Origin of the sequence: Herbaspirillum sp. CAH-3, assembly GCF_009668275.1 — a bacterium.
In the GTDB taxonomy this organism is placed as follows: Bacteria; Pseudomonadota; Gammaproteobacteria; order Burkholderiales; family Burkholderiaceae_D; genus Herbaspirillum; species Herbaspirillum aquaticum.
Window position 1 is genome coordinate 68,593 of the sequence record NZ_VSWE01000011.1, and the last position, 25,290, is coordinate 93,882.

The 25,290-nt window shown below is 61.4% G+C and carries 19 protein-coding genes and 1 tRNA gene; 5 read left to right on the forward strand and 15 right to left on the reverse strand.

From position 1 onward, the window contains the following. Positions 1-78: 78 nt before the first annotated feature. From FYB76_RS15310 to FYB76_RS15350, 9 genes are all read right to left on the reverse strand, one after another. Positions 79-1,293, reverse strand: coding sequence for a PLP-dependent aminotransferase family protein (locus tag FYB76_RS15310; protein WP_154134202.1), 1,215 nt, complete (start codon positions 1,291-1,293; stop codon positions 79-81). 13 nt (positions 1,294-1,306) lie between these two features. Continuing rightward, entirely contained in the window at positions 1,307-2,344 is a 1,038-nt protein-coding gene (locus FYB76_RS15315; RefSeq protein ID WP_370516360.1) for an ABC transporter substrate-binding protein, read from the reverse strand. A 153-nt stretch (positions 2,345-2,497) separates the two neighbouring features. Next, positions 2,498-4,012: an aldehyde dehydrogenase family protein gene (locus FYB76_RS15320; RefSeq protein WP_154134203.1), complete on the reverse strand. Its 1,515-nt coding sequence runs from the start codon at positions 4,010-4,012 to the stop codon at positions 2,498-2,500. A 359-nt stretch (positions 4,013-4,371) separates the two neighbouring features. Continuing rightward, positions 4,372-5,256, reverse strand: coding sequence for a transcriptional regulator GcvA (gene gcvA, locus FYB76_RS15325; RefSeq protein WP_154134204.1), 885 nt, complete (start codon positions 5,254-5,256; stop codon positions 4,372-4,374). Between the two features lie 101 nt (positions 5,257-5,357). Then, entirely contained in the window at positions 5,358-6,764 is a 1,407-nt protein-coding gene (locus FYB76_RS15330; protein ID WP_370516354.1) for an FAD-binding oxidoreductase, read from the reverse strand. Beyond that, positions 6,754-7,827, reverse strand: coding sequence for a DUF1338 domain-containing protein (locus FYB76_RS15335; RefSeq protein ID WP_154134205.1), 1,074 nt, complete (start codon positions 7,825-7,827; stop codon positions 6,754-6,756). Before FYB76_RS15335 ends, FYB76_RS15330 begins: the two co-directional genes overlap by 11 nt. A 443-nt stretch (positions 7,828-8,270) precedes the next feature. Beyond that, positions 8,271-9,209: a LysR family transcriptional regulator gene (locus FYB76_RS15340; protein WP_229296981.1), complete on the reverse strand. Its 939-nt coding sequence runs from the start codon at positions 9,207-9,209 to the stop codon at positions 8,271-8,273. Between the two features lie 528 nt (positions 9,210-9,737). After that, on the reverse strand, positions 9,738-10,460 hold the full coding sequence (locus tag FYB76_RS15345) for an alpha/beta fold hydrolase (protein WP_154134207.1): 723 nt from the start codon (positions 10,458-10,460) through the stop codon (positions 9,738-9,740). Positions 10,461-10,716: 256 nt separating this feature from the next. Then, positions 10,717-12,045 carry an aspartate aminotransferase family protein gene (locus FYB76_RS15350; RefSeq protein WP_088754736.1) on the reverse strand — a complete coding sequence of 443 codons (1,329 nt, stop codon included), beginning with the start codon at positions 12,043-12,045 and terminating at the stop codon, positions 10,717-10,719. A gap of 224 nt (positions 12,046-12,269) precedes the next feature. On the opposite strand from FYB76_RS15350, the gene FYB76_RS15355 reads away from it, so the two are divergent. From FYB76_RS15355 to FYB76_RS15370, 4 genes are all read left to right on the forward strand, one after another. After that, entirely contained in the window at positions 12,270-13,271 is a 1,002-nt protein-coding gene (locus tag FYB76_RS15355; RefSeq protein ID WP_158214910.1) for a phosphotransferase enzyme family protein, read from the forward strand. A gap of 59 nt (positions 13,272-13,330) precedes the next feature. Next, entirely contained in the window at positions 13,331-14,392 is a 1,062-nt protein-coding gene (locus FYB76_RS15360) for an AraC family transcriptional regulator (protein WP_088754734.1), read from the forward strand. Positions 14,393-14,599: 207 nt separating this feature from the next. Next, positions 14,600-15,913 carry a citrate-proton symporter gene (locus FYB76_RS15365; protein WP_088754733.1) on the forward strand — a complete coding sequence of 438 codons (1,314 nt, stop codon included), beginning with the start codon at positions 14,600-14,602 and terminating at the stop codon, positions 15,911-15,913. Continuing rightward, positions 15,910-17,397: an amidase gene (locus FYB76_RS15370; protein WP_370516355.1), complete on the forward strand. Its 1,488-nt coding sequence runs from the start codon at positions 15,910-15,912 to the stop codon at positions 17,395-17,397. The genes FYB76_RS15365 and FYB76_RS15370 overlap by 4 nt, the downstream gene beginning before the upstream one ends. Positions 17,398-17,748: 351 nt before the next feature. Here FYB76_RS15370 and FYB76_RS15375 read toward each other — a convergent pair. Together FYB76_RS15375 and rpoD are read right to left on the reverse strand one after the other, a co-directional pair. Further along, positions 17,749-17,827: transfer RNA gene (locus tag FYB76_RS15375), tRNA-Ile, on the reverse strand. Between the two features lie 57 nt (positions 17,828-17,884). After that, positions 17,885-20,110, reverse strand: coding sequence for an RNA polymerase sigma factor RpoD (gene rpoD / locus FYB76_RS15380; protein WP_241517303.1), 2,226 nt, complete (start codon positions 20,108-20,110; stop codon positions 17,885-17,887). A 52-nt stretch (positions 20,111-20,162) separates the two neighbouring features. On the opposite strand from rpoD, the gene FYB76_RS27105 reads away from it, so the two are divergent. Next, positions 20,163-20,456 (forward strand): hypothetical protein, encoded by a 294-nt coding sequence (locus FYB76_RS27105; protein ID WP_227022640.1) that lies wholly within the window; start codon positions 20,163-20,165, stop codon positions 20,454-20,456. A 490-nt stretch (positions 20,457-20,946) separates the two neighbouring features. Here the strand turns inward: FYB76_RS27105 and dnaG are convergent, their stop codons facing one another. The 4 genes from dnaG to FYB76_RS15400 form a co-directional block, all read right to left on the reverse strand. After that, entirely contained in the window at positions 20,947-22,743 is a 1,797-nt protein-coding gene (gene dnaG / locus FYB76_RS15385; RefSeq protein ID WP_370516356.1) for a DNA primase, read from the reverse strand. Between the two features lie 39 nt (positions 22,744-22,782). Continuing rightward, on the reverse strand, positions 22,783-23,229 hold the full coding sequence (locus FYB76_RS15390) for a GatB/YqeY domain-containing protein (RefSeq protein WP_154134209.1): 447 nt from the start codon (positions 23,227-23,229) through the stop codon (positions 22,783-22,785). A 296-nt stretch (positions 23,230-23,525) separates the two neighbouring features. Beyond that, positions 23,526-23,738 carry a 30S ribosomal protein S21 gene (rpsU, locus tag FYB76_RS15395; protein ID WP_006462949.1) on the reverse strand — a complete coding sequence of 71 codons (213 nt, stop codon included), beginning with the start codon at positions 23,736-23,738 and terminating at the stop codon, positions 23,526-23,528. Between the two features lie 212 nt (positions 23,739-23,950). After that, on the reverse strand, positions 23,951-25,159 hold the full coding sequence (locus tag FYB76_RS15400) for an NAD(P)/FAD-dependent oxidoreductase (protein WP_154134210.1): 1,209 nt from the start codon (positions 25,157-25,159) through the stop codon (positions 23,951-23,953). Positions 25,160-25,290: the final 131 nt, after the last annotated feature.

Sequence of the window (25,290 nt, forward strand, 5' to 3'; positions counted from 1 at the left end):
TCACCTTCATCGCCCGCACCAAAGAAAACGCCCCGATCCGCACAGCGCATCGGGGCGTTTCCATTGCATGGAGAAAAGTCATGCAAGCATGTGCATCCATTCCTGGTGTGCATGCTTCAGGCGAGCCACGCCATCGACGATTTCCTGCGGCTGGGCATTGGCGAAAGACAGTCGCCAATGACCCGGATCGGATTGCGTCGCATAGAAGGCGCTGCCCGGCACGTACATCACGTTGTGGCGCACGGCGGTCTGCAACAGCGCCGTGGCGTCGGTGCCATCCTTCCAGCTGGCCCAGATGAACATGCCGCCTTCCGGCGCGATCAGCGCGAGACGATCGCCGAAGGCCTCGCGCAAGGACGACAGCATGATCGCGCAGCGCTCGCGGTAGGTGGCGATGATGTGCGGCAGATGCGCCTCCAGATGCCCGGCCTGCAGATACTGCGCCGCCACCATCTGCATCCACGGCGCGGTGCACAGGTCGCCGGTCTGCTTGGCGATGACGGCACGGCGCAGGATTTCCGACGGGCCGCACATCCAGCCGATGCGCAAACCCGGCGCCACGATCTTGGACAGACTCGACAGGTAGACCAGCCAGTCACGCGCCCCCTCGATCTCCTGCGCCACCTGCAGCAGCGGCGGTTCGGCCTGCCCCGAAAAACGCAGCTGGCCGTAGGGATCATCCTCGATCACGATGAACTGGTAACGCACCGCCAGCCTGAGCAAATGACGGCGGCGCGCCAGCGGCAAGGTGGCACCGGTCGGATTGGCAAAGCTGGGCACCAGGTACAGCAGCTTGGGCCGGGCGCCCGCCAGCAGCATGGCTTCCAGGGCATCGGTATCCATGCCCCGGGCGTCCCCGGGAATTTCCAGCAGTTCGGCATGCGCCAGGCGCAGGGCCTGGATCGCCGCCGGATAGCAGGGCCGCTCGATGACCACGCCATCGCCCGGTTCCAGCAGGATGCGCAACAGCAGTTCGAAGCCCTGCTGTGAACCCGTGGTGACGATCAGGTCGCCCGGATCACCGCCACCGATGCGCGCACGCGTGACTTCCCTGAGCACTTGCGCCAGCTGCGCGGCGCCTTCGGTCGCCCCGTATTGCAGGCAGGCCGCCGCTGCGCCGTCGAGCAGGGTGGCGGCGCTCTTTGCCAGCCCTTGCGTATCGAACAACGCAGGGGCCGGATAGCCGCCGGCAAAGGAGATCATGCCGGGTTGCTGCGTGTACTTGAACAGCTCCCGGATGGGCGACCCCTGGGGCGACTGGAAGGCCGGATTGAAACGATAGGCTGCGGTCATGATCGATACAGGCTTATTGCTCGATCATGCGGTTCCAGCGGTTGTTCCACTCGGAGCGCTTTTCGTTGACGGTATCCCAGTCGACGGTATTGAGGTTCTTGGTCAGCACTTCGCTCTTGCCCAGCTTGGCTTGCGCGGCGTCCGACAGCGGCACGTTGCGGTTGACCGGAATCGAATTGGCCAGTGCCATGCTCTTGGCCTGCACCGCCGGGGTCAGCAGGTATTCCAGCAGCTTCTGCGCCAGTTCCGGTTCGCTGTTGCCCTTGATCGGGCAAGCGCCGGTCATGAGCAGCACGCCGCCTTCCTTGGGGGTGGCGAATTCAGCGGGGATGCCCTTGTCCTTCAGGTTGGCGATGCCGGTCACGGTCAGCGGGAAGATGGCCGCTTCATTGGTCTGCACCATCTCCGAAATCTTGGCCGAGCTGGAGAGATATTCGACCACGTTGGGGCCGACGGTGCTGCCCCACTTCTTGAAGCCGGGGTCGACGTTCTTGTCGGTACCACCCACCAGGCGGTTGAACATCATGAAGCCATAGAGGCCAAAGGTACTGGCCGAGATCGACTGGAACACCACCTTCTGCTTGTACTTGGGATCAGCGAAATCCATCCACGAGGTCGGTGCCGGCCAGCCCTTCTCGGCGAACAGCTTCTTGTTGTAGCCGATGCCGAGCACGCCCATCTCGATGGCCACGGCCTGGTCGTTGGCCAGGCGCGCGAAGGGATAGACGTCCTTGAGCACGGCAGCGTCCTTGACCTTTTCGCACAGGCTCATGTTGATGGCGCGATACATGATGCCGTCATCGAGGAAGGCCACGTGCATCTGCGGCTTGTCGCGCTGGGCCTGCATCTTGGCGATGATGTCGGAGGAGGTGCCGGGCACCACCACCACCTTGACGTTGTTGGCCTTCTCGAAGTCGGGGAAGATCGAGGCGGTGTAGTTCTTCTCCATCGTGCCGCCGTTCATGCCGACGTAAATGGTCTTGGTCTGCGCCTGCGCGCCAGTAGCGATCAGGGTCGCAGCGATTGCACAGGTCACTGCCAGGGTCTTCATCTTCATTACTGCACTCCTTGCCGGTTTGCCGTTGTGGATCCCGCTTGCGCGGGCGTGGGTCGTGGGATGCCATGCCGGATCCCTATGGTGGAGCGGGATCCGGCAACGGTGCTGCTTTTTACTTGGGGTATTGCGGTTGGACGTGGCCGTCGCTCAGTCGATATCGAACTTCACGCCCTGCGCCAGCGGCAGGGTCTTGCTGTAGTTGATGGTGTTGGTGGCGCGGCGCATGTAGTTCTTCCATGCGTCCGAACCGGATTCGCGGCCCCCGCCGGTTTCCTTTTCGCCGCCGAAGGCACCGCCGATCTCGGCGCCGCTGGTGCCGATGTTGACGTTGGCCAGGCCACAGTCGCTGCCCACTGCCGAGACGAACAGTTCGGCCTCGCGCATGTCATTGGTGAAGATGGCCGAAGACAAGCCTTGCGGCACGGCGTTGTTCATGGCGATGGCCTCGCCCAGTTCGTCGTACTTGACGATGTAGAGGATGGGCGCGAAGGTCTCGTGGTGCATGATCGCGGTCTGGCAGGGCATGGTCACGACCGCCGGACGCACATACCAGGATTGCTGGCCCATCACGTCCACGCGTTCGCCACCGGTGACTTCGCCGCCCTGCGCACGCGCTTGCGACAGCGCAGCCTGCATGGCATCGAAAGCGGCCTGGTCGATCAGCGGGCCAACCAGGGTATCGCCCTGCAGCGGATCACCGACCTTCACGCTGGCATAGATGCGCTTGATCTGCGCCACCACCTGGTCGTGGATGCTGCTATGGACGAACAGGCGGCGCAGGCTGGTGCAGCGCTGGCCGGCGGTACCCACGGCCGAGAAGGTGATGGCGCGCAGCGCCAGGTTCAGGTCGGCCGAGGGCGCCACGATCATGGCATTGTTGCCGCCCAGTTCCAGGAGGCTGCGGCCCAGGCGTTCTGCCACCACGGTGGCGACCTTGCGGCCCATGCGCACGCTGCCGGTGGCGCTCACCAGCGGCACGGCGGCCGAACGCGAGAGGGTCTCGCCCAGGTCGGCACCGCCAATCAACAGGCCGCACAGTTGTGACGGCACCAGGTTCGGACGCTGTGCCGAGAAACGTGCCACGGCCTTGGCGAACAGGGCTTGCACGGCCAGTGCGGTGACCGGCGTCTTTTCGGAAGGCTTCCACACCACGGCGTTGCCGCATACCAGCGCCAGCGCGGCGTTCCAGGCCCACACGGCGACCGGGAAGTTGAAGGCGGTGATCACGCCGACCACGCCCAGCGGATGCCAGGTTTCCATCATGCGGTGGCCGGGACGTTCTGAGGCGATGGTCAGGCCATGCAGCTGGCGCGACAGGCCCACGGCGAAGTCGCAGATATCGATCATTTCCTGCACCTCGCCCAAGCCTTCGGAGAGGATCTTGCCGGCTTCCTGGGTGACCAGGGCACCGAGTTCGTCGCGATGCTCGCGCAGCACTTCGCCCAGCACGCGCACCAGTTCACCGCGTACCGGCGCCGGCACTTCGCGCCAGGCCAGGAAGGCCTGTTGCGCGCCGGCGATGGCCGCTTCGGCGTCAGCCGGCGTCTGCGCCTTGAGTTGCGCGATGACCTCGCCATCGCGCGGCGAACGGATCACCAGATCGTTGCCGGCGTAGGCCGAGAAGTCGGCACCCAGGGTGGAGAAGATGCGTGGAGAAGACATGGGGTTCCCTTGAAAAGTGGAGTGGGATGGGTCTGGAACGATGGAGTATAAGGACAGCCGCCCTACTTGTTAAAACCAAAAAATTTCACCACATCATGAGTTTTTGGAATGCACTGCCCTGGCGCGCGAGAATGCGCGAGGATGCGCGAGGATGGTGCAGCGCATCACTTCATATCGGCCGCAAGCCCCCGCGCCACGGCGCTTCCCGCCGCAGTGCCGGGGCCGCCCCGGCGGCTGCCTGCAAGGCAGGCATGGCACGCAGCGGGCTGCATGCGCGCACGACGCAAAACCGCGTGGCCATGAGTTTTTGTCAGCATGGGAAATCGCTGCACCGAATCGATGCAGCGCGATGGAAGACCTCAGCCGCCCTGCGCTTCGCCCAGGATCCACTCGCGGAACTTGAGGATGGCGGCCTTGCCGGCGTTCTTCTCGGGATAGACCAGGTAATAGGATTGCGGGCTCTTGACCGCCAGCGGGAACGGCACGTGCAACTGCCCCAGGCTGATCTCGGTCTCGACCATGAACTTGGGCATGAGCGCCACGCCCATGCCGGCAACAGCGGCCTGGATGACCATGGCCAGCTGCTCGAAACGCGGGCCCGACAAGGCATTGGGGCAATCCACGCCGACATGGCGGAACCAGTCCTGCCAGGCCTGCGGACGCGTGGTGTGCTGGAGCAGCGTGACGTTGGCCAAATCCCCTACCGAGCCCAGGCCCTGGGCCAGTGCCTTGCTGCACACCGGCACCACTTCCTCGCCCATCAAGCGCACCATCACGGTATCGGGCCAGTCGGGTTCGCCGAAGTGGATGGCGGCATCGACCTGGCGCGTATTGAAATCGAAGGGCAGCACTTCGGTGCTCAGGTTCAGCAGCACATCGGGAAAGGCGGCAGCGAACTTGGCCAGGCGCGGGATCAGCCACTTCACGCCGAAGGTCGGCAGGATCGCCAGGTTGAGCACACTGGCCAGGCTGTTGTAGGTCATGACCTGGAAGGTCGCCATCTCGATCTGCTTCAAGATGGTGGAGACCTGGGCGGCATAGTCGCGGCCGGCTTCGGTGAGGATCAGGCGGCGGTTGATGCGCTCGAACAGCTTGACGTTGAGGTACTCCTCCAGGATCGCCACCTGACGGCTCACCGCGCCCTGCGTCATGTGCAATTCATTGGCCGCCTTGGTGAACGACATGTGCCGCGCCGACGTATCGAAGGCGATCAGGCAGGACGTTGACGGGATGAAACGGCGCATGGGACGAAGACCGCTGGCTGAGGGCGGGGCAGGAGGTGAAGGAGCCCGCACTATAGCAAATGGCGTGCCCTCCCCTCCAGAGCGTCCCGGCACGCTACCCGTCATGTGAAGCGCGTATTGCCCAGCAGGCAGTGCGGATCGAACACGGCTTGCACGCGGCCGGCCAGCGCGCGTTGCTCGGGTTGCGTGTAGCGCTGGTAGTAATGCTGGTTGAAGGGACCGATGCCGTGCTCGGCACTGAAACTGCCTTGGTAACGTTTTGCAACCAAGTCATAGAGCGCCGTGCGCAGGGCCTCGATGCGCTCCGGCGGGAACTGCGGCTGCTGCGCTGGCGGGATGGCCAGGTTGAAGTGCACACCCCCATCACCCCAGTGGCCGAAGTCGAACACCTCGGCACCGGCGAAGTCCCGTTCCACCAGGGCCAGTGCTTCGGCGCGGAAGGCCGGCATGCGCGAGCGCGAGACGGAGATGTCGAAGGCGACGATCTTGCCTTCCTGCTTGACGCTGTCGCTGATGGCATGGCGCAGGCGCCACAGCGTCTCGGGCTTGTCGACCACGGCATCGACGATGGTGTCGTCGAAGTGGCGTTCCAGCCAGGCCATGAAGAGCTTGTCGAGATCGAAGTGCTCGCTGGCTGCCGACGACGAACTCAGCTCCACCAGCAAGGCATAGTCCGGTAATGGATCAAAGGGTGCGCTCACCTGCGGCAGGTGGCGCAAGACGGACGCCAGCGCATTGCGCGAGATGCCTTCGAAGGCCGTGAGGAAGTCGGCGAACTGCGCCTGGGCATCCTGCAGCAGGCGCAAACCCGCTTCCAGCGAGGACGGCACGATCAAGGCGGTGGCGCGCTGGCGCGGCAATGGATGCGCGCGCAGCACTGCTTGCGTGACGATGCCGTAGCTGCCAGCCGTGCCGATGAAGAGCTGTTTCCAGTCCGGGCCGGTATTGTTCTTGTGCAGGCGGTTGCCCATCTCCAGCAATTCACCGGGTGGCTGCATCAGCAGTGCTTGCAAGCCCAGCGTGTTGTGGCGCACATCGCCATAGCGGATCAGGCGCGCGCCGCCGGTGTTGGCGGCCAGCATGCCGCCCACCGAGGGATCGGCCCCCAGGTCGATGGGGAAGCACAGCCCGTGCGGGGCCAGCGCCTGGTTCAGGTCCGACAGGCGGGTGCCGGCCCAGGCCTGGATCACGCCATCGACCGGATCGATATCGATCACGCCCTTGATGCGCTCCATGCTGAGGATAAGTTGCAACCCTGAACTATCTGGCGAAGCCGCACCGACCAGGCCGGTGTTGGCGCCCTGCGGGATCAGCCGGAGTTTTTCGGCGGCGCACAGGCGCATGAGCTCGGCGGCTTCGGCCACATTGGCCGGACGCGCCACGCACAGCGCCTGTCCAGCCCCATAGCGCGGGCCGTGCTCATAGGGCTGGCGCTCGGGCGCAGAGGTGATCAGGCCGGCGTTGCCCAGCAGGTCCTGCAGGCGCGCCAGCGCGGCGTCAGCAGACACTGGCCGCCTCGTCGCTGGCCGCACCGGGGGCCACCGCCTCGGTCATCTTGAAGATGCCTTGCGCGTTGCCGCTGTCGAACGTCAGGTCCAGCTTGCGCTGGCCGGCCTCGTCGGCGAAATAGTCACGCGAGATGAATTCGTAGAATGACCCCGGCACGGTGACGGCGACCGGCTGGCCATCCTCACCCTGCAGCTGGTAATCGACCTTGACCGCACGGAAGGCGGTCTGGCGCACGCGGCCATTGCGCGAGACTTCCACCTGGTCCTTGATGGGACGGCCCAGCTGGCGCTGGCGTTCGGCGGTGGCGACCACGTCGGAGACACGGTCGGTCGCGTGATTGAAGGCATTGCCTTCGGTGGAAATCCAGGCCATCTCGGCGGATTCGGCCTTGAGCGTTTCGTATTGCGCCAGCGTCGGCAGGTCGTGATGGCGGGCGAAGCACTTGAGCATCGCGGGCAGCAGGCGCTTGGCCTCGTCCATGCCCAGCTTGCCTTGTGCGGAGAGCTTGGCCAGCAGGGCCAGCACCTCATCGGAGAGCGGATTGCGCGAGGTGGCCAGTACGGCGTCCACGGTCTGCTGGAACTGGGGCGAGAACTGTTCCGGATGCAGTTCGCTCACGAAGAACTGGGCGATCTGTTCGGCGTCGTCGATGTGGGTATAGACGCGGCCGGTCATCTTGATGCGCGCCAGCGGGTAGGTGCCGGTCTGCTGGTAGCCCAGCGGCAGCAGCACGCTGGTGAAGAGCGTCTCGCCATCGGGGAAGCCGCGCTCGCGGCCCAGGCGCACGGTGCGCACGGCGCCGTGGTCGAAGCAGATCTTCACGCCCTCGCGCTCGGCATCGGCCACGTAGTCACGGCCGGTGGCGACCTGTTGCAGCAGGCCTTCGAAGAGCAGCATGTTCAGGGCCTGCGCCAGTTCCAGGCGCGACACCTCGGCGGCGGCCGGACGCAGGGTCGAGGCAGGGACTTCCAGGCGCGCGAACTGGCGCTGCACCAGGGCCTCGTCGCCGTAGTGGGAAAGCAGGAGTTGATGGAGATTGCTGTGCTGCGCGGAGATCGTCATTTGCGTGCCTTTGACCGGGTGACTATGAGATAGCCTCATGGTAAGGGCAGCGCGGGGTCCGGATAAAACGATAAATTCTGGGGCTTCAATGCCTTTTTCTCATGCAAGGCCGGAGCCAGCCCGCCAAGAAGCGCAGATGCCAATGTCGATCACGATGCCGAGCAGATGCCTGACCTGTCCATTGACGGCCGTCCCTGAAAGGGGAGTCGGGTGCATCCTGCGATTGTCGGCATCGCCCCCTCCCCTTTGCAGTGCTGCGTCACCGAACACCCCCTCCGCAGTGACACAACGCCGGCGCGAGCTGGTTGCCCGCAGTGCCCCCCGACACATTACCGGCAGGGAACGGCAGGAATCACTGTATTACAAGCAAGGCCATTTGATTAGCCGTCGTTTGGCGAACGATCTCGTTAATGAAATTGAACAATGCACAAGCGGCAAAATCCTTACTGAGCAGAAACATCCTCATGCTGCTGCGGATGCCGGCGCGCAAAATACTCCCGGATTTGGGCGATGCAGGCCAGGATCTTGGCGGGCACGGGGTCGCGGTGGCGGGTGGTGATGAAGGCGCAATAGCCCTCCAGCGACCAGTCCGGCAAGACTTCCACCAGGCGTCCGGACTTAAGATCATCTTGCACCTTACTGCGCAGGAAGCGGCCCAGGCCATGTCCCTGCACGGCCAGCTGCCGCAATGAGCGCGCATGGTTGGCCGTGATGCGCGGCGTCAGCCGCAGCTGCGCGCACTGCCCGGCGCGGTTGCGCAGGGTCAGCTCTACAGATGCACCCGGCCCGTGCGGGCTGAAGAAGAGCAACTGGTGATGGAGCATGTCCTCGGGTCGGCGGATCGGCGGGTGGGCCTGGAGATAAGACGGCGCCGCGCACAGTACGGCCTCCATCCGGGCCAGCGGGATATCTCCCGGACCGGGTGCGCGGCCTACGCGCAGGGCCAGGTCGACGCTCTTGTCCATGAGGTCGACGTTGTGATCGCAGACATCGATGCTGATGCGCAACTGTGGATGATTGCGAATGAAATCATCCAGGGCTGGCACCAGGTATTCGGGGGCCATGAAGCTGGAAGCGGCAATGCGCAGCTCTCCCACCAGTTCGGTATGCAGGCTCTCGGTGACATCGCGGGCCTCGTTGGCCAGCGCGACGATGCGCGCGCAATGGGCATAGAAGCCCTGCCCGGCTTCGGTCAGGCTGAGCTTGCGGGTGGTCCGGTGCAGCAGGGTGGTCCCGAGGATGGCTTCGAGCGCGCTGATGTGCTGGCTCACCGACGAGGAGGTCAGCCCGAGTTCGCGAGCCGCCTTGGAAAAGGCGCCCAGCTCGACGACGCGGGAGAAGATCACCATGCGGGGCAGGTAATCCATGGCATTGTTTTTCATCTTTGCGCTGGAGTGGTCGAAGGGGCAGGCTCGACTATAGCGCGGGATGTTGTCTGGTGAGCAGATGAGATGAAGCGGAGATTGGGGCTTGTTTCCTGTTTGGCAGGAAGCGGTGGGGAGCGGGTGAGATAGTCACTTGCGTTACCAGAACCCATTGCATCAACGGGCGTGAGATGCGTTGTGTCCGGTAAAGTCGCTGCCTCCGCGTCGAATGATTCCAAGTAGGGCCACCTCCATCACTCCGCTTTCCCACCTGCTGTGGTAACCAGGATTGTGGTCGGAACATGGGCAACTCCGGACGCAAATTCACCGGCGAAGCGGGTCTGTCCTTGGCGGCATTCCAAACGAAATATGCGGGGATTAAGGTACGGCTCAAGGAAATTTCCATCGACACGATTGCAGGCTAGCTGATTCCTGACTACGGCCAAGGAGTAACGCAATCCATCGCCGGCATCCAAGGGAGCTTCATTTCCGTTGCATTCGATAAAGCCCGCATTCCCGGAACGCCCCCCACCGCTTCAAGAGCCGTTATAACTCCGTCACCAGCCGATGCAGGGTCTCCGCCGTCTCAGTCGGTCGGGAGAGAAACGGCGAATGCCCGCTATCGATTTCCTTGACCCGGCTGCAGCCGGCACGGGCGGCCATGACCCGCTGCAGCACCGGATCCAGTACGCGATCCTTGGTGCAGACGACGTAACTCTTGGGCAGCTTTCCATAGCGTTCTTCGGTCAGTTGCACCGGACTGATGATGGGTGCAACAGCCTGGGTGCGGAACTGGGGCGCGGCCCACGCGGCAATGGCATGGGGCGCATCGTGCATGAACCTGGTCACCCGCTTGTCGGCTTGCGTATCGACGACCTGATGATCGTCCTGCATGCCCAGGATGACCGCCTCCTTGTCGAGCACCACGTCCGACAATGAATCGATCGATTCACCGTCGCTCGGAACATAGCCACCCAGGTAGATGATGCGCGCCACGTCCTGCGCATTTTTCTCCGCTGCAGCGGCCACGGCAATGCCGCCCAGGCTATGGCCGACCAGCGTCACGCGTTTGCCTATGGACACGATGGCCTTGCGGATGGCGTCGGCGTATCTTTCCAGGGTCACCTCGCCAAAGGGCGTGGTGTCTTCGCCACTTCCCGGCATGTCTATCGCATGCACCTCATGCCCGCGCATGGTCAGTCCGGCGCTGACGGCGGACCAGATCCACTTGCCTTGCCAAGCGCCATGAACCAGTAAAAAGTTGGCCAATCGATTCTCCTTGTCGTGCGCTGGCGGAGGCAATCGCCTGCTCAGTCAGATGGGTGGGTGTACCCCACGGTGCGTTCCATGCTAGTCCCTGATCTGCGCAAAGACAATCCAGACAACAACCATACATCGGTGATGCGACGGCGGTGAGTGGTCGACTACCGGGTTAGTGCTTAACGGGCTACAAATTACCGACACAGTTGAGCCCCTCGGTCAAGGGACGGGTCACATACACGCCTCGCCCGGAGCAACTATCGATTCAGCGAATCCGAAGAATTTCGTCGATTGCGGTGACTAGTGTGTCGCAGTTCTCGGAGGAGAATTGAAGTGGCGGTCGGATCTTCAAAATATTACCTTGGGGGCCGCAGGTGCTTATCAAGACACGTCTCCTTCTCAGCTCATTGACGACATCGAGCGCCATTTCGGTATCGCCATTTTTGGTACCAGGCTGCACAAACTCAACGGCGGCGTAGAGGCCAATTGCGCGGATGTCACCAATGGATTGATGCTGTGCTTTCAACTGCTCAAGCCCACGCTTAAGATGCGCCCCCGTTTCCTTGGCGTTGCTAATCAGGCCCTCCGATTCAATTACGTCCAGAACAGCTGATGCAGCTGCGCAGCAAACGGTGTTTCCACCGAAGGTATTGAAATATCCCGAACGGTCGGTGAAAGCCTGCATGATGTCTGCAGTTGTCACGGTGGCAGCGATTGGCATGCCATTGCCCATGGGCTTTCCCATCACGACGATGTCGGGGAGAATTCTGTGGCGTTCAAAGCCCCACATGCCTTCCCCAGTTCTACCGAACCCTGGCTGCACTTCGTCGGCAACGAAGACACCCCCGGCCCTTTTTACAGTTGCAACGACGTCCTGGAGGAAGCCTGGCGGGTCGACAAACAGGCCATCACTGGAGCATACGGTATCGAGAATGAGCCCTGCGAACTTGATGCCGTGGCGCTCCATGTCAGCTATGGCCGCAGCCACGTCCTGTGCGAATTTGATGCCAACAGGCGCATCCTGCCGATATCCGTCTGGTGCATCGACCAGACGCACATTGATGCCAATAGGAACACCCGGGCCGAATGCCGGCGTGATCTCGGCCACGGCAGTCGAGTGGCCGTGATAGGCGAAGCGCGTCACGATGAAGCCGCTGCCGCCCGTGTAGAGGCGAGCTAGGCGCATGGCGAGGTCGACGCTTTCTGTACCGCTGCTCGTGAAGAGTACCTTTGAGAGTCCGCGCGGGAAGGTGCCGAGCAGTCGTTCCGCATAGGACGTGACCACATCGGAGAGATATCGCGTGTGTGTGTTGAGGGTGGCCGCCTGCTTGGACACTGCTTCGACCACATGGGGATGGCAATGGCCTACCGAGGGGACGTTATTGTAAGCGTCGAGGTATTCGAGACCATCCCGATCACGCAACCACACGCCGGAGGCGCTGACGAAATGCACGGGGTCGCGATAGAACAAAGGGACGCCATCACCAAAGGTATTGCGCCTGCGCTCGATCAGGGCGCGCGTCGCGGGGGCGGTGGTGTTGACAGATTGCGGGCTGAAAGAGTTCAAGGCCAGCATGCCATCGGAGTCAGTCATGGTCTCTCCAGTACAAGTAATTCGACACGGGAATGGTGCTCGCGAAGATGCCAGTCTGTCTTGACCACCGACGACATTTCCTTGATAGAAGAAGACGCTCTGCCGGGGCGCCGTATGGGCTGCGTACAGCTTGATATCCACGGTCAACGATTTGTGTTGCGATGTCAAACGAACTCATGGCTGCTGGCGTGAAGATGTGGGCAACGCTATTCGGAGCCTCTTTCATGACCCTTGCAACTACTGAATCCCATCTTTCCTACATCGCGGCTCTTCAAGAAATGGCTCGCTCTGCGCTTCCGAGATATGGATTCTCATCCAATGTGCAGGTCGCACTGCTGAGCCATTCGGAGAATACGGTGTTCCGGCTCGACAATCCGAAGACCGGGTGGCGCGCGGTGATGCGCGTGCATCGCGCCAACTATCAGACCGCCAATGCGATCCAGTCGGAACTGGATTGGATGACGGCATTGAACGAAGCCGGCATCGCTACACCACAGCCACTGCGCACGCTGGATAGTGAGTCGTTGATCGAGGTGGAAACAGCCGCTGCCGGCAAGAGGATGATCGCCACATTCGCATGGGTGGACGGCGACTTTCCAGACGAGGGGAACCTGCCTCCGTCCCTGCAAAAATTGGGCGAATTGAGCGCGAGAATGCATCGGCAGTCACGCCAGTGGCAACGCCCCGGCTACTTCGAACGCCATACCTGGAGTCTCGACGATACCGTGGGCGAGAGCGGCCGCTGGGGCCGCTGGCGAGACGCTCCCTGGCTCGGCAGAGAACAGGTGAACGTGCTCGAGCGAGCGCGAGATTTGATGAGCTTGCGCCTGGAGTCGTTCGGGATGTCGCCGGATAAGTACGGGCTGATTCACGCTGACCTGCGTCTCGCGAATCTCCTGATCAAGGGGGATCGCACCACTATCATCGACTTCGATGACTGCGGCATCGGCTGGTTCTTGCATGATATGGCGACGGCGCTGAGCTTCATAGAACATCGCCCCGACCGCCGCGAGCTCATGCTGCACTGGGCTGATGGTTATGCGCGCCATGGTGCACTGACACAAGCCGACATTGAGGAATTCCCGACCTTCCTTATGCAGCGCCGCTTGCAACTGCTGGCCTGGATGGCATCGCACAGTGAAACCGAATTGGCACAAAGCCTCGGTGAGCGCTGGGTGGCAGACACTGCCGAGTTGGCAACGGACTATCTGCACCAAATGGGCTAATGGTCTGAAAATTGCTAGCACGGTCGAGAAATTATTTACCATGAAAATGGAGTCCGACCATGCCCAGTGCGCCGCGCGTATCTCCCGCTACCGACCGCCAGTCGTGCATCCTTTCTGCGGCGGCAACGGGCCTGCTTGAATTCATCCAGAGCGAAGGCGGCGACCCTGAACGCATCCTCGGAGCCGCGGGCGCCGACTGCAATGCCATCGAGCAGCCGACCGCGACCTTGAGCCTCGACATCTATTGCAACGCGATGGAGCAAGCCGCACGCCAGACGCAAAATGAGCACTTCGGCTTGCGCTTTGGTCAACAGTTCATGCCTGCAGGGCTCGGTATGCTGGGCTATCTCGGGTTGACCTCTCCCACGGTAGGCGAGGCTCTGCGCAACATGGGTGCGATGTTCCATCATCATCAGCAGCGTTCTCATCTGGGTGTTACCCAGGTCGATGGTCTTGCCTACGTTGAATACCGCATCACTGACCCCCTCATTACGCAGCGCCGCCAGGACGCCGAATTGTCCATTGGGATGTTCTTCAATGTCCTGAGACAGGCCTTGGGCCAGCAATGGTCGCCATTGGAAATTCATTTTGAACATGGTGCATTGCACGGTGACGAGGAGCACGAGCACATTTTTGGTGCTCCGATCCAGTTCTCTCAGGCAACCAATGCCATCGTGCTTCGCGGAAATGACCTCAATGCGCCGATGCCCGGGGCGGATGCGCATCTCCACAGCCTGATGCGCAACAACCTCCGCCAGCTCGGGCTGGCCGCTTCGATCGCTGACACATTGGTGGATAAGGTGCGCGCTGCAATCCAGCAGCGGCTCGATGACAGCGAGCCGACCCTCGATGAAATCGCAAACGCACTGGGCATGGCGAACTGGACACTGCAACGCAGATTGCGCACCGCCGGGCTGACCTATCAGGAAGTTCTGCTGGATGTCCGCAAGAATATGGCGCTAGCGTATCTGAAGGACCCTGCCCTGCAGATTTCCGAACTCTCCTTCCTATTGGGCTACTCGGAGATCAGCGCATTCTCACGGGCCTTTCAGCGTTGGCACGGCATTTCTCCAACGGAATGGCGGCGCCAGCATCTCGCCGCGCGCCCGCGCGTTCAGTGAGATGGCCAGCCGGCAGCGGGCTGGGCGACGGCCTCCTTGGAGGCCGCTTTTTTATTGTCGTTGACTATCAAGAAGCTGTGTTTCCGGGTCAAACGGAAAACCGGGTTGAGGCGGCAAGATACCAAGGCGATAAGGCGGAAGCTTGACTTGTTCCGTCGCCAGTTCGCGAGTCAGCAGCTCTCGCCAACCCATTGATAGGGACCTACCGTGCAACCACAACTCAGTAAACAACGCCAGGTCATTGCCGCGATCGTCGGCAATGCCCTCGAATGGTACGACTTCATCGTCTATGGTTTTTTCTCGGCCATTATCGCCCGACTGTTCTTCCCGGCCGACAACGAATACACCTCCTTGCTGGTCGCCCTGGCGACCTTCGGTATCGGATTCTTCATGCGCCCGGTGGGTGGCATCCTGCTCGGCCTCTACGCCGACCGCAAAGGTCGAAAGGCTGCGATGCAGGTAATCATCGTGCTGATGACGCTGGCCATCGCCCTCATTGCCTTCGCACCCACCTACGCGACCATCGGCATCGCCGCGCCCATCATGATCGTGGTCGCGCGCATGCTGCAGGGTTTCGCCACCGGCGGTGAATATTCCAGTTCGACCGCATTTCTGGTCGAGAGTGCACCCGCCGACAAGCGTGGCCTGTACGGCTCGTGGCAGTTGGTCGGCCAGTGCCTGGCGGTGTTCTGCGGTGCCGGCATGGGCGCTCTGGTGACACGCAATCTGTCGCCACAGGCACTGGACAGCTGGGGATGGCGCCTGCCATTCGTGATCGGCCTGCTCATCGGCCCGGTCGGTCTCTGGATCCGTCGCCACATGCATGAGACAGAGGACTTCATGGCCAGCGCCAACAAGCCCGATGCGGTGCCCATCAAGCTGCTCGATGTGGTGAAGACAAATATGCGCGGCGTGCTGGTGTCGATGGGACAAGTCATCAACGGCACGGTGGCCTTCTACGTCGTTCTCGTGAACATGCCTACGTTCGCCAACAAGCAACTAGGACTGCCTCTGGACCAGGCGTTCATGGTCCAGATGATTGCGGTGGCGCTGCTCACAGTCGTCATTCCGCTTGCCGGCGCACTCTCGGATCGCATTGGCCGCCGAGCCGTTCTGCTCTATAGCGCGCTGACATTCCTAGTGATGGTGTACCCATTGTTCGTCTGGGTCTCCGCAGCGCCCAGTCTGCCGCGTCTACTGGTGATGCAAGTGCTCCTGTGCATCATAATCGGCGCAAATTACGGCCCGATGCCCACCGCTTTGTCTGAGCAATTCCCCACGCGTGTACGCTCCACGGGTCTTGCAGTCGCCTACAATCTAGCGGTGATGCTCTTCGGTGGCTTTGCTCCGTTCATCGTGACATGGCTCACCAAGACCTCGGGTTCGCCGGTAGCGCCGGCCTGGTACGTGCTCTTCGCAGCCTGTATCGGTGTTGCGGCAGCCTGGGCGATGCGTGACCCGAGCCCGGCAGCGAAGAGCCGGACGACGGAAGTCTTCGCTGGCATTGGAGAGGCCAAGTGACAGAAGCTGTGCGTGCGCAAGCAATTAAAGGAGCAGAAAAGATGGATCAACTTGTCACGCTGGATGCACTAGCGTTGTCCGCTTCCATTCGTAGCAAGGAAATTTCTTGCCGTGAAGTGATGCAGGCGTATCTGGACCATATCGAGAAGATCAATCCGCTTGTCAACGCTATCGTTTCGCTTCGTCCGGCAGAGGAGCTGCTCGGCGAAGCGAAGCGCGCTGACCAGTTGCTTGCGCAAGGCATGTATCTGGGTTGGATGCACGGGATGCCCCAGGCGCCCAAGGACCTTGCTTCATGCAGAGGGATACCTACCAGCAAAGGCTCTCCGCTGTCCTCGTTGAAGCCGGACCTGAACGATGCAATTTGTGTAGCGCGGGTTCGTGAAGCGGGTGCAATTTTCATTGGCAAGACCAACGTCTCCGAATTCGGACTGGGCTCGAACAGCTACAACCCGGTGTTTGGAGTGACCAGGAATGCTTATGACACCTCGCGCATTGCTGGCGGGAGCAGCGGTGGTGCCGGCGCGGCGCTAGCGATGCGGATGTTGCCAGTGGCGGACGGCAGCGACATGATGGGCTCCTTGAGAAATCCTGCGGCTTTCAACAACGTCTATGGCTTCAGGCCGACGCAGGGCCGTGTCCCTTACGGCGCAGGAGGAGAACTTTTCCTGCAGCAATTGAGTACAGAAGGTCCGATGGGACGAACCGTGGCCGACGTCGCACGGCTTTTCGCTACGCAAGCAGGCTATGACCACCACTGTCCCATGTCCGGCGACACGGATGTGACGGGAGATGCCGGGCAACTCGAACGCGATTTTAAGGGTGCAAGAATTGGCTGGCTCGGGAACTACGATGGTTACTTGCCGATAGAAGAGGACGTGATGGCGCTGTGCGAGGCAGCGCTATCGGACTTTACGGACCTTGGCTGTAAGGTAGAGCAATGCCAACCTGACTATCCGATGGAAAAGCTCTGGGAGACTTGGCTCGTTCACCGGCACTGGCTGGTGGGCGGAAACCTGGGCGCCTGCTTTGCCGACCCGGCGCAGCGCGGCTTGCTCAAGCCAGAGGCGCAATGGGAAGTGGAGTCCGGGCTACATTTGACGGCCGCCGATATTTTCCGCGCGTCAGCGGCGCGCAGCGATTGGTACCGTGCGATTCACAAGCTCTTCGAGCAATATGATTACCTGCTCCTGCCCAGTGCACAGATGTTTCCGTTCGACACGGCGACGAAGTGGCCACGAAAGGTAGCTGGCCGGGAAATGGATACCTACCATCGCTGGATGGAGGTGGTCATTGGCCCGACGCTGGCTGGATTACCTGCTATGAGTGTACCCGTCGGTTTTGGGACTAATGGTCTTCCTATGGGGATGCAAATCTTTGGTCCAGCCCGAGATGACCTCGGTGTTTTGCAATTGGCGCATGCACTAGAAGGCTTGCGACCTTGGGCTTCCCAAGCACCGTTGGCAGTCGCAAGGGGCATTTAACCAATAAATGTCGGATTTCTGGTTGAGTCGTTTGAATTCATTCTCAGCCTTCTTGGCGGCTCTAACAGCCGCTTTTTTAAACCAACAAGCACTGTAGTGCTCAAGTCATCCCCGACAGCCACATCAGTTCGACATTGCGCTGCACCTCGCGCTCTAGGCACCGGCTTGTAGATATACATCTTGCGAAGTACTTAGGGATGATTCCCAGACTGGCCAGTTGCTACAGGCGTAATGACCAGCCGTCGAACAAACCCTCCATTTACCCAAAGCCGTTTTGTCAGAATGGGCAAAAAATCCCCCAGCATATGAAAAAGCGGCTTAGCGCAATTTGGCGCTAAGCCGCTCTGATACTGGTGGCCCCCCCGTGAGTCGAACACGGCACCAACGGATTATGAGTCCGCTGCTCTAACCAAGCATGAGCTAGGGGGCCAAAAAATCAGCCGGCGATTTTAACATCTCGCCGGCCAATCCTGACTCACCCTTGAGATCAGTTCCCTTCCAGGAAGCTCTTGAGCTTGTCCGAACGCGAAGGATGGCGCAGCTTGCGCAGTGCCTTGGCTTCAATCTGGCGAATACGCTCGCGGGTCACGTCGAACTGCTTGCCCACTTCTTCCAGCGTATGGTCGGTCGACATCTCGATACCGAAACGCATGCGCAGCACCTTCGCTTCGCGCGGGGTCAGGGAATCCAGGATGTCCTTGACCACGTTGCGCATCGAAGCATGCAAGGCCGCGTCGGCCGGGGCCAGCGTGTTGTTGTCTTCGATGAAGTCGCCCAGATGGGAATCGTCGTCGTCACCGATCGGCGTTTCCATGGAGATCGGTTCCTTGGCGATCTTCATGATCTTGCGGATCTTGTCTTCCGGCATTTCCATCTTGATCGCCAGGGTCGCCGGATCCGGCTCGGCACCGGTTTCCTGCAGGATCTGGCGCGAGATGCGGTTCATCTTGTTGATCGTTTCGATCATGTGCACCGGAATACGGATGGTGCGCGCCTGGTCAGCGATCGAGCGGGTGATGGCCTGGCGAATCCACCAGGTCGCATAGGTCGAGAACTTGTAGCCGCGACGATATTCGAACTTGTCCACCGCCTTCATCAGACCGATGTTGCCTTCCTGGATCAGGTCCAGGAACTGCAGGCCACGGTTGGTGTACTTCTTGGCGATCGAGATCACCAGACGCAGGTTGGCCTCGGTCATTTCACGCTTGGCCATGCGCGCCTTCTTCTCGCCGGCGCCCATCTTCTTGTTGATCGCACGCAGGTCAGGCAGCGGCAGTACCACGCGCGCCTGCAGGTCGATCAGCTTCTGCTGCAGTTCCTTGATGGCCGGCACGTTGCGGCTCAGCACGGTGCTGTAGTCATGGTTGGCGGCGACTTCGCCATCCACCCAGTCCAGGTTCACTTCATTGCCCGGGAACACCTTGATGAAGTGCGCGCGCGGCATGTTGCACTTGTTGACGGCCACGTCCAGGATCTGGCGTTCCACGGTACGCACTTCGTCCACCTGCGCACGCAGGGTGTCGCACAGCTTCTCGACGATCTTGGCGGTGAAGCGGATGCCCAGCAGCTCGTTGGAAATGATTTCCTGGGCCTTGACGTAAGGCTTGGAGTTGTAGCCTTCCTTCTCGAAGGCCTTGCGCATGTTCTCGAACTGGGTGCCGATGACGGCGAACTTGCCCAGCGCGTCGCGCTTCAACTGTTCCAGCTGTTCGGCGGAGAAGCCTGCGGCACCAGAGCCACTGCTCTCGTTTTCCTCTTCTTCTTCGTCTTCTTCCTCTTCTTCCTCTTCTTCGTCGTCCTCATCGGAGTCGGAAGAGGCGGCCTCGACCTGCTGTTCGCTCTCGTTGGGGTCGACCAGGCCGTCGACGATTTCGTCGACCTTGATCTCGTCCTTGGAGATGCGGTCAGCCGCGGCCAGGATCTCGGCGATCGTGGTCGGGCAGGCGGAGATGGCCTGGATCATGTCCTTGAGACCGTCTTCGATGCGCTTGGCGATTTCGATTTCGCCTTCGCGGGTCAGCAGTTCGACTGAACCCATTTCACGCATGTACATGCGCACCGGGTCGGTGGTACGGCCGAAATCGGAATCGACGGTCGACAGCGCGGCTTCTGCAGCGGCTTCGGCGTCGTCATCGCTGGCCACGTTGGCCACGTTGTCCGACAGCAGCAGGGTTTCCGCATCAGGAGCGTGCTCGTAGACCGAGATGCCCATGTCGCTGAAGGTACCGATGATGCCTTCGATGGCTTCCGGATCGACGATGTTTTCCGGGAGGTGGTCGTTGATTTCCGAGAAGGTCAGGAAACCACGCTCCTTGCCCAGCTTGATCAGGGTCTTCAGCTTCTGGCGACGGCGCTCCAGCTCTTCTTCGCTGGCTTCGGTGTCGGAAGAGAAGGCGTCCTTCAGCAGGGCCTTTTCCTTGGCCTTGCGATCCTTGGCCTTGGCCTTGTCGGCGGCCTTCAGTTCGGTACGCTCGATGGTGTTCAGTGCTGCAACTTCATCGCTCTCGGGCTGGAATTCCTTGGGCTTGCGGCCACGGCGGCCCGGCACCTTGACGCTCGGCAGCACATAGCCGGACGTGTCGATGGCTGCCAGGGCAGCGGCATCAGTGGTTTGGCTTACGCTCGACGCAGCAGTCGCGCTGACGTCTTTGCCTTCCACCTGTGCGGCTTTGGTGGTCTTGGCGGTCTTGGTTTCGGGTTTCTTGGTGGTCACGGAAGTCTTCGTCGCTTTCACAGAAACCGCTTGTTCGGCGGCTTGAGGTAACTTGTTGGCTGGCGTTGCAGTCGCTTTGGGCGATGCGGCGCGGGCCGGCTTGGCGGCAGTTGTCTGGGCTGCCGTCTTCTTCGGCGTCGCTGCTGCTGCAGTCTTGGCCGTGGGTTTTACGGTGACAGCAGCCTTCGCCGTCCCCTTGACTGGCGATTTGGCGGCTACCGCCTGGGTGGTCTTGGCCGCGGCGGTCGATTTTACCGCCGCTGCCGTCTTGCTGCTCTTTGCCGACGCTGCTGGAGTTTTCGCGGGTTTCTTCATTGCATTTGCCATAGAATCAACTGCCAATTGAGAATTCACTCATTGCGCCAATCAAGTCATGCTAATGATGCAACTCCGGTACCGGTTGCCCGGTAGACTCCGGCTGCACGCGCAACGTTCCTTTTTCCGGCGGGCCATCGATCGCGTGCAGCAGGCAGTCATGCCGCTTGCAATCCGGCAGGCGATACCGCTGTCTGCCGTCCTCCCTCCCGATGCGCCGGGGTGAAGGCATGTCGCCGCAGGGTGGGGATGCAAGAGCCATCCGGCGGAACTAAAGCCCTATAGTATAGCACAGATGGGGCTCTTTTCCCGGGGATCAAGCCGCGATATTCGGCCATCCGCCAGCGATCCGGTGCGTAAAACACGACAATTTGCAGTGCTTTACCGCGTTTTCCACACCAGGCCGATTCCTGCCTTCCTGCTCCTGCCCACTCTCCAGATCAGGTCACGCAGCACCTCGCGCAAGACCCTTTCTGCCGATTCCTTTCCAGGCCTCCGGTTTTCCCCGGAAAAGCCGTCACTCAACCTGCTGCGACTGCACCGCCGGTCTGGCGCTTGAGCCATTCCTTGCGCTGCATCAGCTCGCGGTAGCGATTGCGCTCTTCCTCGGTGCGCAGGTTGGATGCCACCAGCATCTGCATCTCGTCATCGAGTGCACGAATCCTGGCCTGGCGGATGGCACCGGCCATCTCGGCCCGCACCACATCGAATTCGGATTCCGACTCGGCCGCGATTTCCGCGATCATCGAGTCAAACTCGGGCCCGCCCTCGCGCAGGTGCTCGACCAGCGCGGCGAAATTGGCCTGCTCGCCCATGCCCTGGGCCACACCGACCAGGTGCGAGAGCATCTCGGCTTGGTCCGGCGCAATGCGAGCGATGGCTTCCAGCGCGGCGGCGTCAAGGTCGGCTGAGAGTTGCGGATGTGCCACCAGCAGCCGCATGATCTGGCGCTCCAGCCCGACCGGGGCGGTGCGCTTGGTGCGCGGCGGGGCGCTGCGTACGCGAGCCACCGGCTTTTCCAGCTCAAACAGCACTTCCAGCTCGGCCGGCGTGGTCTGCGTGGCCTGGGCCACGCTGCGCACGATCTGCAAACGCAAACCGGAGGCCGGCAAGGCCTGCAGCAGCGGCTTGGCGGCAAACTGCGCATGGGCGCGGCCTTCGAGCGTGCGCAAGTCGTTCTCGCCAATGATTTCCTGGAGAAGGAACTGCGACAGCGGCATGGCTTCGCGGATCTGCGCCTCAAAGGCCGGGGCACCCATCTCGCGCACGTAACTGTCAGGGTCATGTTCCTTGGGCAGGAACAGGAACTTGATGGTCTTGTTGTCCGAAGCATGCGGCAGGCAGGCCTCCAGCGCGCGGCGGGCGGCGCGGCGGCCGGCGTTGTCGCCGTCGAAGCTGAAGATGACTTCATCGGTCTGGCGAACCAGCTTCTGCACATGGATGGGGGTGCAGGCCGTTCCCAGCGTGGCCACGGCCTGCGGGAAACCCAGCTGGGCCAGCGCTACCACATCCATGTAGCCCTCGGTCACCAGCACATAACCCGCTTCACGGATCGCCTGGCGCGCTTCGAACAGGCCATACAACTCGCTGCCCTTCTGGAACAGCGGCGTTTCGGGCGAGTTCAGGTACTTCGGTTCGCCGCCATCCATCACCCGGCCGCCAAAGCCGATCACCTGGCCTTTGGTATTGCGGATGGGGAACATGACGCGGCCACGGAAGCGGTCATAACGCTTGCGATGGCCACCGCCCTCTTCGCTCTTGTCGATCACCAGGCCGGACTCGACCAGCACGTCGTTCTCGTAGTCGGGGAAGACCTGGCGCAGGCTGTCCCATTCGTCCGGCGAATAGCCCAGGCCAAAGCGGGCGGCGACTTCGCCGGTCAAACCACGCCCCTTGAGATAGGCAATGGCGGGCTGGGCACTGCGCAACTGGTGACGATAGAAATCGTTGGCACGCGTCATCACGTCCGACAGGGCCATGCTCTTGGCCTGCTTTTCCTGGCGCTGGGCCAGGGGGATGTTGTCTTCGCGCTCCGGCACCACCATGCCCACGTTCTGGGCCAGGTCCTTCACCGCTTCCACGAATCCCATGCCCGAATACTCGATCAGGAAACTGATCGCCGTGCCATGCGCCCCGCAGCCGAAGCAGTGATAGAACTGCTTGGTCGGGCTGACGGTGAAACTGGGGGATTTCTCGTTGTGGAAGGGGCACAGGCCCATGAAATTGGCGCCGCCCTTCTTCAGCTGCACATAGCGGCCCACCACGTCGACGATGTCGACGCGGTTGAGCAGGTCCTGGATGAACGACTGGGGAATCACCTGGGCAGCGTGGCAGTAGGCAACGAGGCTAAGGGCTGCTTACGCAGCCAGCGCGGCCTTGACCAGGGCGGACACTGCCGTCATGTCGGCACGTCCGGCCAGCTTGGGCTTCAACACGCCCATGACCTTGCCCATGTCCTGGGGACCGGCGGCGCCGGTGGCGGCAACCGCAGCCTGGACTTCAGCCTTGATCTCGTCATCCGACAGGCTGGCCGGCATGTAGGCGGCCAGCACGGCCAGTTCGGCCTTTTCGACGTCAGCCAGGTCCTGGCGGCCGCCGGCTTCGAACTGCGAGATGGAATCCTTGCGCTGCTTGACCATCTTGTCGATGATGGCCAGCACGTGGGCGTCGGTCAGCTCGACGCGCTCATCGACTTCCTTTTGCTTCATCGCGGCGGTCAAGAGGCGGATGGTGCCCAGCTTGCCCATGTCCTTGGCACGCATGGCGGCCTTCATGTCTTCCGTGATCTGCTCTTTCAAACCCATGGGGTACTCCGAAGATGAGGTGGATGAGTATTCTGCGATCTGGCGCCATCCCGCATCCAGTATTCCGGGCAGCAACAAAGCAGGGCCCGGTCTTGGCATCGTAGAACATGGATGGGCTTATCGCCAGCCCGAATTGGTGCTTTCCTTCGTATCTGGGGCTGCCAACAGGAAAAACCAGGCCAATACCCGCCCGGAGAAAACACCACAACAAATCGGGAATAAATGCGAAAACCCGCTGCGGACCAACACCGGAGCGGGTTTACACATCGGCCGCACGAATGCGCGGCGAGAAATTCTTAGTACAGCTTCTTCGGCAGCTGTTGGCTGCGGATACGCTTGTAGTGACGCTTCACGGCAGCAGCCAGCTTGCGCTTGCGCTCAGCGGTCGGCTTTTCGTAGAACTCGCGTGCGCGCAGTTCGGTCAGCAGACCGGTCTTCTCGATGGTGCGCTTGAAGCGACGCATTGCAACTTCGAACGGCTCGTTCTCTTTAACGCGAATAGTGGTCATGTAAATTCAAACCAGAAAGGTTAGGTTGGATTAGCAAAGAAAGCGATTGTAGCAGTACTGGCACCCGATTGGAAGGCCAAACGTGGCATTTTTTCCACCACCGTGGTAAAAAACGGATAAGAATCAGGCACTTATCACAGTCAAGATGATCCTTCACCTGAAGTCAAGGGCAAATGAAGGAAAAAGTCCAACGCCTGCCCTGCCGGCCGGCCTCACACCGCTGAACCCGCCGCCACGCCTGAGGCCCACGCCCACTGGAAATTGTAGCCCCCAAGCCAGCCGGTCACATCCATGGCCTCGCCGATGAAATGCAGTCCCGGCACCTTGTTGGCCATCATGGTCTGCTGCGACAGCTCGCGCGTATCCACGCCGCCCAGGGTGACCTCGGCCTTGCGATAGCCTTCCGAGCCGCTGGGCAGGATCACCCAGCGATTGAGCGAATCGCCCAGCTTCTTGAGGGACTTGTCGGGCATGTCGGCAATGCGCGCACCGGCATCGAAGCCATTGATCTTGAGCCAGCCTTCGGCCAGGCGGTTGGGCAGCCATTGCGCCAGCAGGTTGCCGAGATTCTTCTTCAGCGTGCCCTTGCCCTCGATGAGCGTGTCGGCCACATCCAGTTGCGGCAACAGGTTCAGCGTCAGCGGTGTGCCGGGTTTCCAGAAACTGGAAATCTGCAGGATGGCCGGCCCCGAGAGCCCGCGATGGGTGAACAGCAGGTCTTCCAGGAAGTGTCCGCGCTCCTTCTTCACGCCGGTCTCCACCTCCACTTCCAGCGCAATCCCGGCCAGCTCGGTGAGCGACTGCCAGGCCTTGCCGTCGAAGGTCAACGGCACCAGGCCGGGACGCGTCTCCACCAGCTTCAGGTCGAACTGGCGGGCGATGCGATAGGCAAAGTCGGTGGCGCCGATCTTGGGAATGGAGAGCCCACCGGTCGCAATCACCAGACTGCTGGCCTGGATCTCGCCAGCACTGGTGGCAATGCGGAACTGCTCTGCGCTCTTGCCAACCTCCTGCACCGTGCAGGGCATGCGCCAGCTGACGTTACCCGCATCGCACTCAGCCTTGAGCATGGCGATGATGTCTTCAGCGGAGTCGTCGCAGAAGAGCTGCCCCTTGTGCTTCTCATGGAAACCGATGCGATGGCGCTTGACCAGCCCGATGAAATCCTGGGGCGTATACCGCGACAAGGCGCTACGGCAGAAATGCGGATTCTGCGAGAGATAGTGCTGCGGACCCGCGCCCACATTGGTGAAATTGCAGCGGCCACCACCGGAGATGCGGATCTTCTCGGCCAGCTTGCCGGCGTGGTCGATGAGCACCACGCGCCGGCCACGCTGGCCGGCCACGGCCGCGCACATCATGCCGGCCGCACCGGCGCCGATGATGGCCACGTCAAATTGATTGGGGTTGTTCTTGCTCATGCTTCCTCCGGCACGCATCTCGGTGCAGCCCGAGGCCGCTTCAAAGCCGTGATTGTCCGCGATCCCGCCCCGAAAGCACAAGGGCCAGGAAACAACGCCGATGCCATCAGCCGGTCAGCCATAAAGACAAA

Bases quoted from the DNA above. Each gene is read 5' to 3' on its own strand.
- FYB76_RS15310 (WP_154134202.1), bottom strand. From the start codon at position 1,293: ATGACCGCAGCCTATCGTTTCAATCCGGCCTTCCAGTCGCCCCAGGGG.
- FYB76_RS15315 (WP_370516360.1), bottom strand. From the start codon at position 2,344: ATGAAGACCCTGGCAGTGACCTGTGCAATCGCTGCGACCCTGATCGCT.
- FYB76_RS15320 (WP_154134203.1), bottom strand. From the start codon at position 4,012: ATGTCTTCTCCACGCATCTTCTCCACCCTGGGTGCCGACTTCTCGGCC.
- gcvA (WP_154134204.1), bottom strand. From the start codon at position 5,256: ATGCGCCGTTTCATCCCGTCAACGTCCTGCCTGATCGCCTTCGATACG.
- FYB76_RS15335 (WP_154134205.1), bottom strand. From the start codon at position 7,827: ATGACGATCTCCGCGCAGCACAGCAATCTCCATCAACTCCTGCTTTCC.
- FYB76_RS15340 (WP_229296981.1), bottom strand. From the start codon at position 9,209: ATGAAAAACAATGCCATGGATTACCTGCCCCGCATGGTGATCTTCTCC.
- FYB76_RS15350 (WP_088754736.1), bottom strand. From the start codon at position 12,045: ATGACTGACTCCGATGGCATGCTGGCCTTGAACTCTTTCAGCCCGCAA.
- FYB76_RS15355 (WP_158214910.1), top strand. From the start codon at position 12,270: ATGACCCTTGCAACTACTGAATCCCATCTTTCCTACATCGCGGCTCTT.
- FYB76_RS15360 (WP_088754734.1), top strand. From the start codon at position 13,331: ATGCCCAGTGCGCCGCGCGTATCTCCCGCTACCGACCGCCAGTCGTGC.
- FYB76_RS15390 (WP_154134209.1), bottom strand. From the start codon at position 23,229: ATGGGTTTGAAAGAGCAGATCACGGAAGACATGAAGGCCGCCATGCGT.
- rpsU (WP_006462949.1), bottom strand. From the start codon at position 23,738: ATGACCACTATTCGCGTTAAAGAGAACGAGCCGTTCGAAGTTGCAATG.
- FYB76_RS15400 (WP_154134210.1), bottom strand. From the start codon at position 25,159: ATGAGCAAGAACAACCCCAATCAATTTGACGTGGCCATCATCGGCGCC.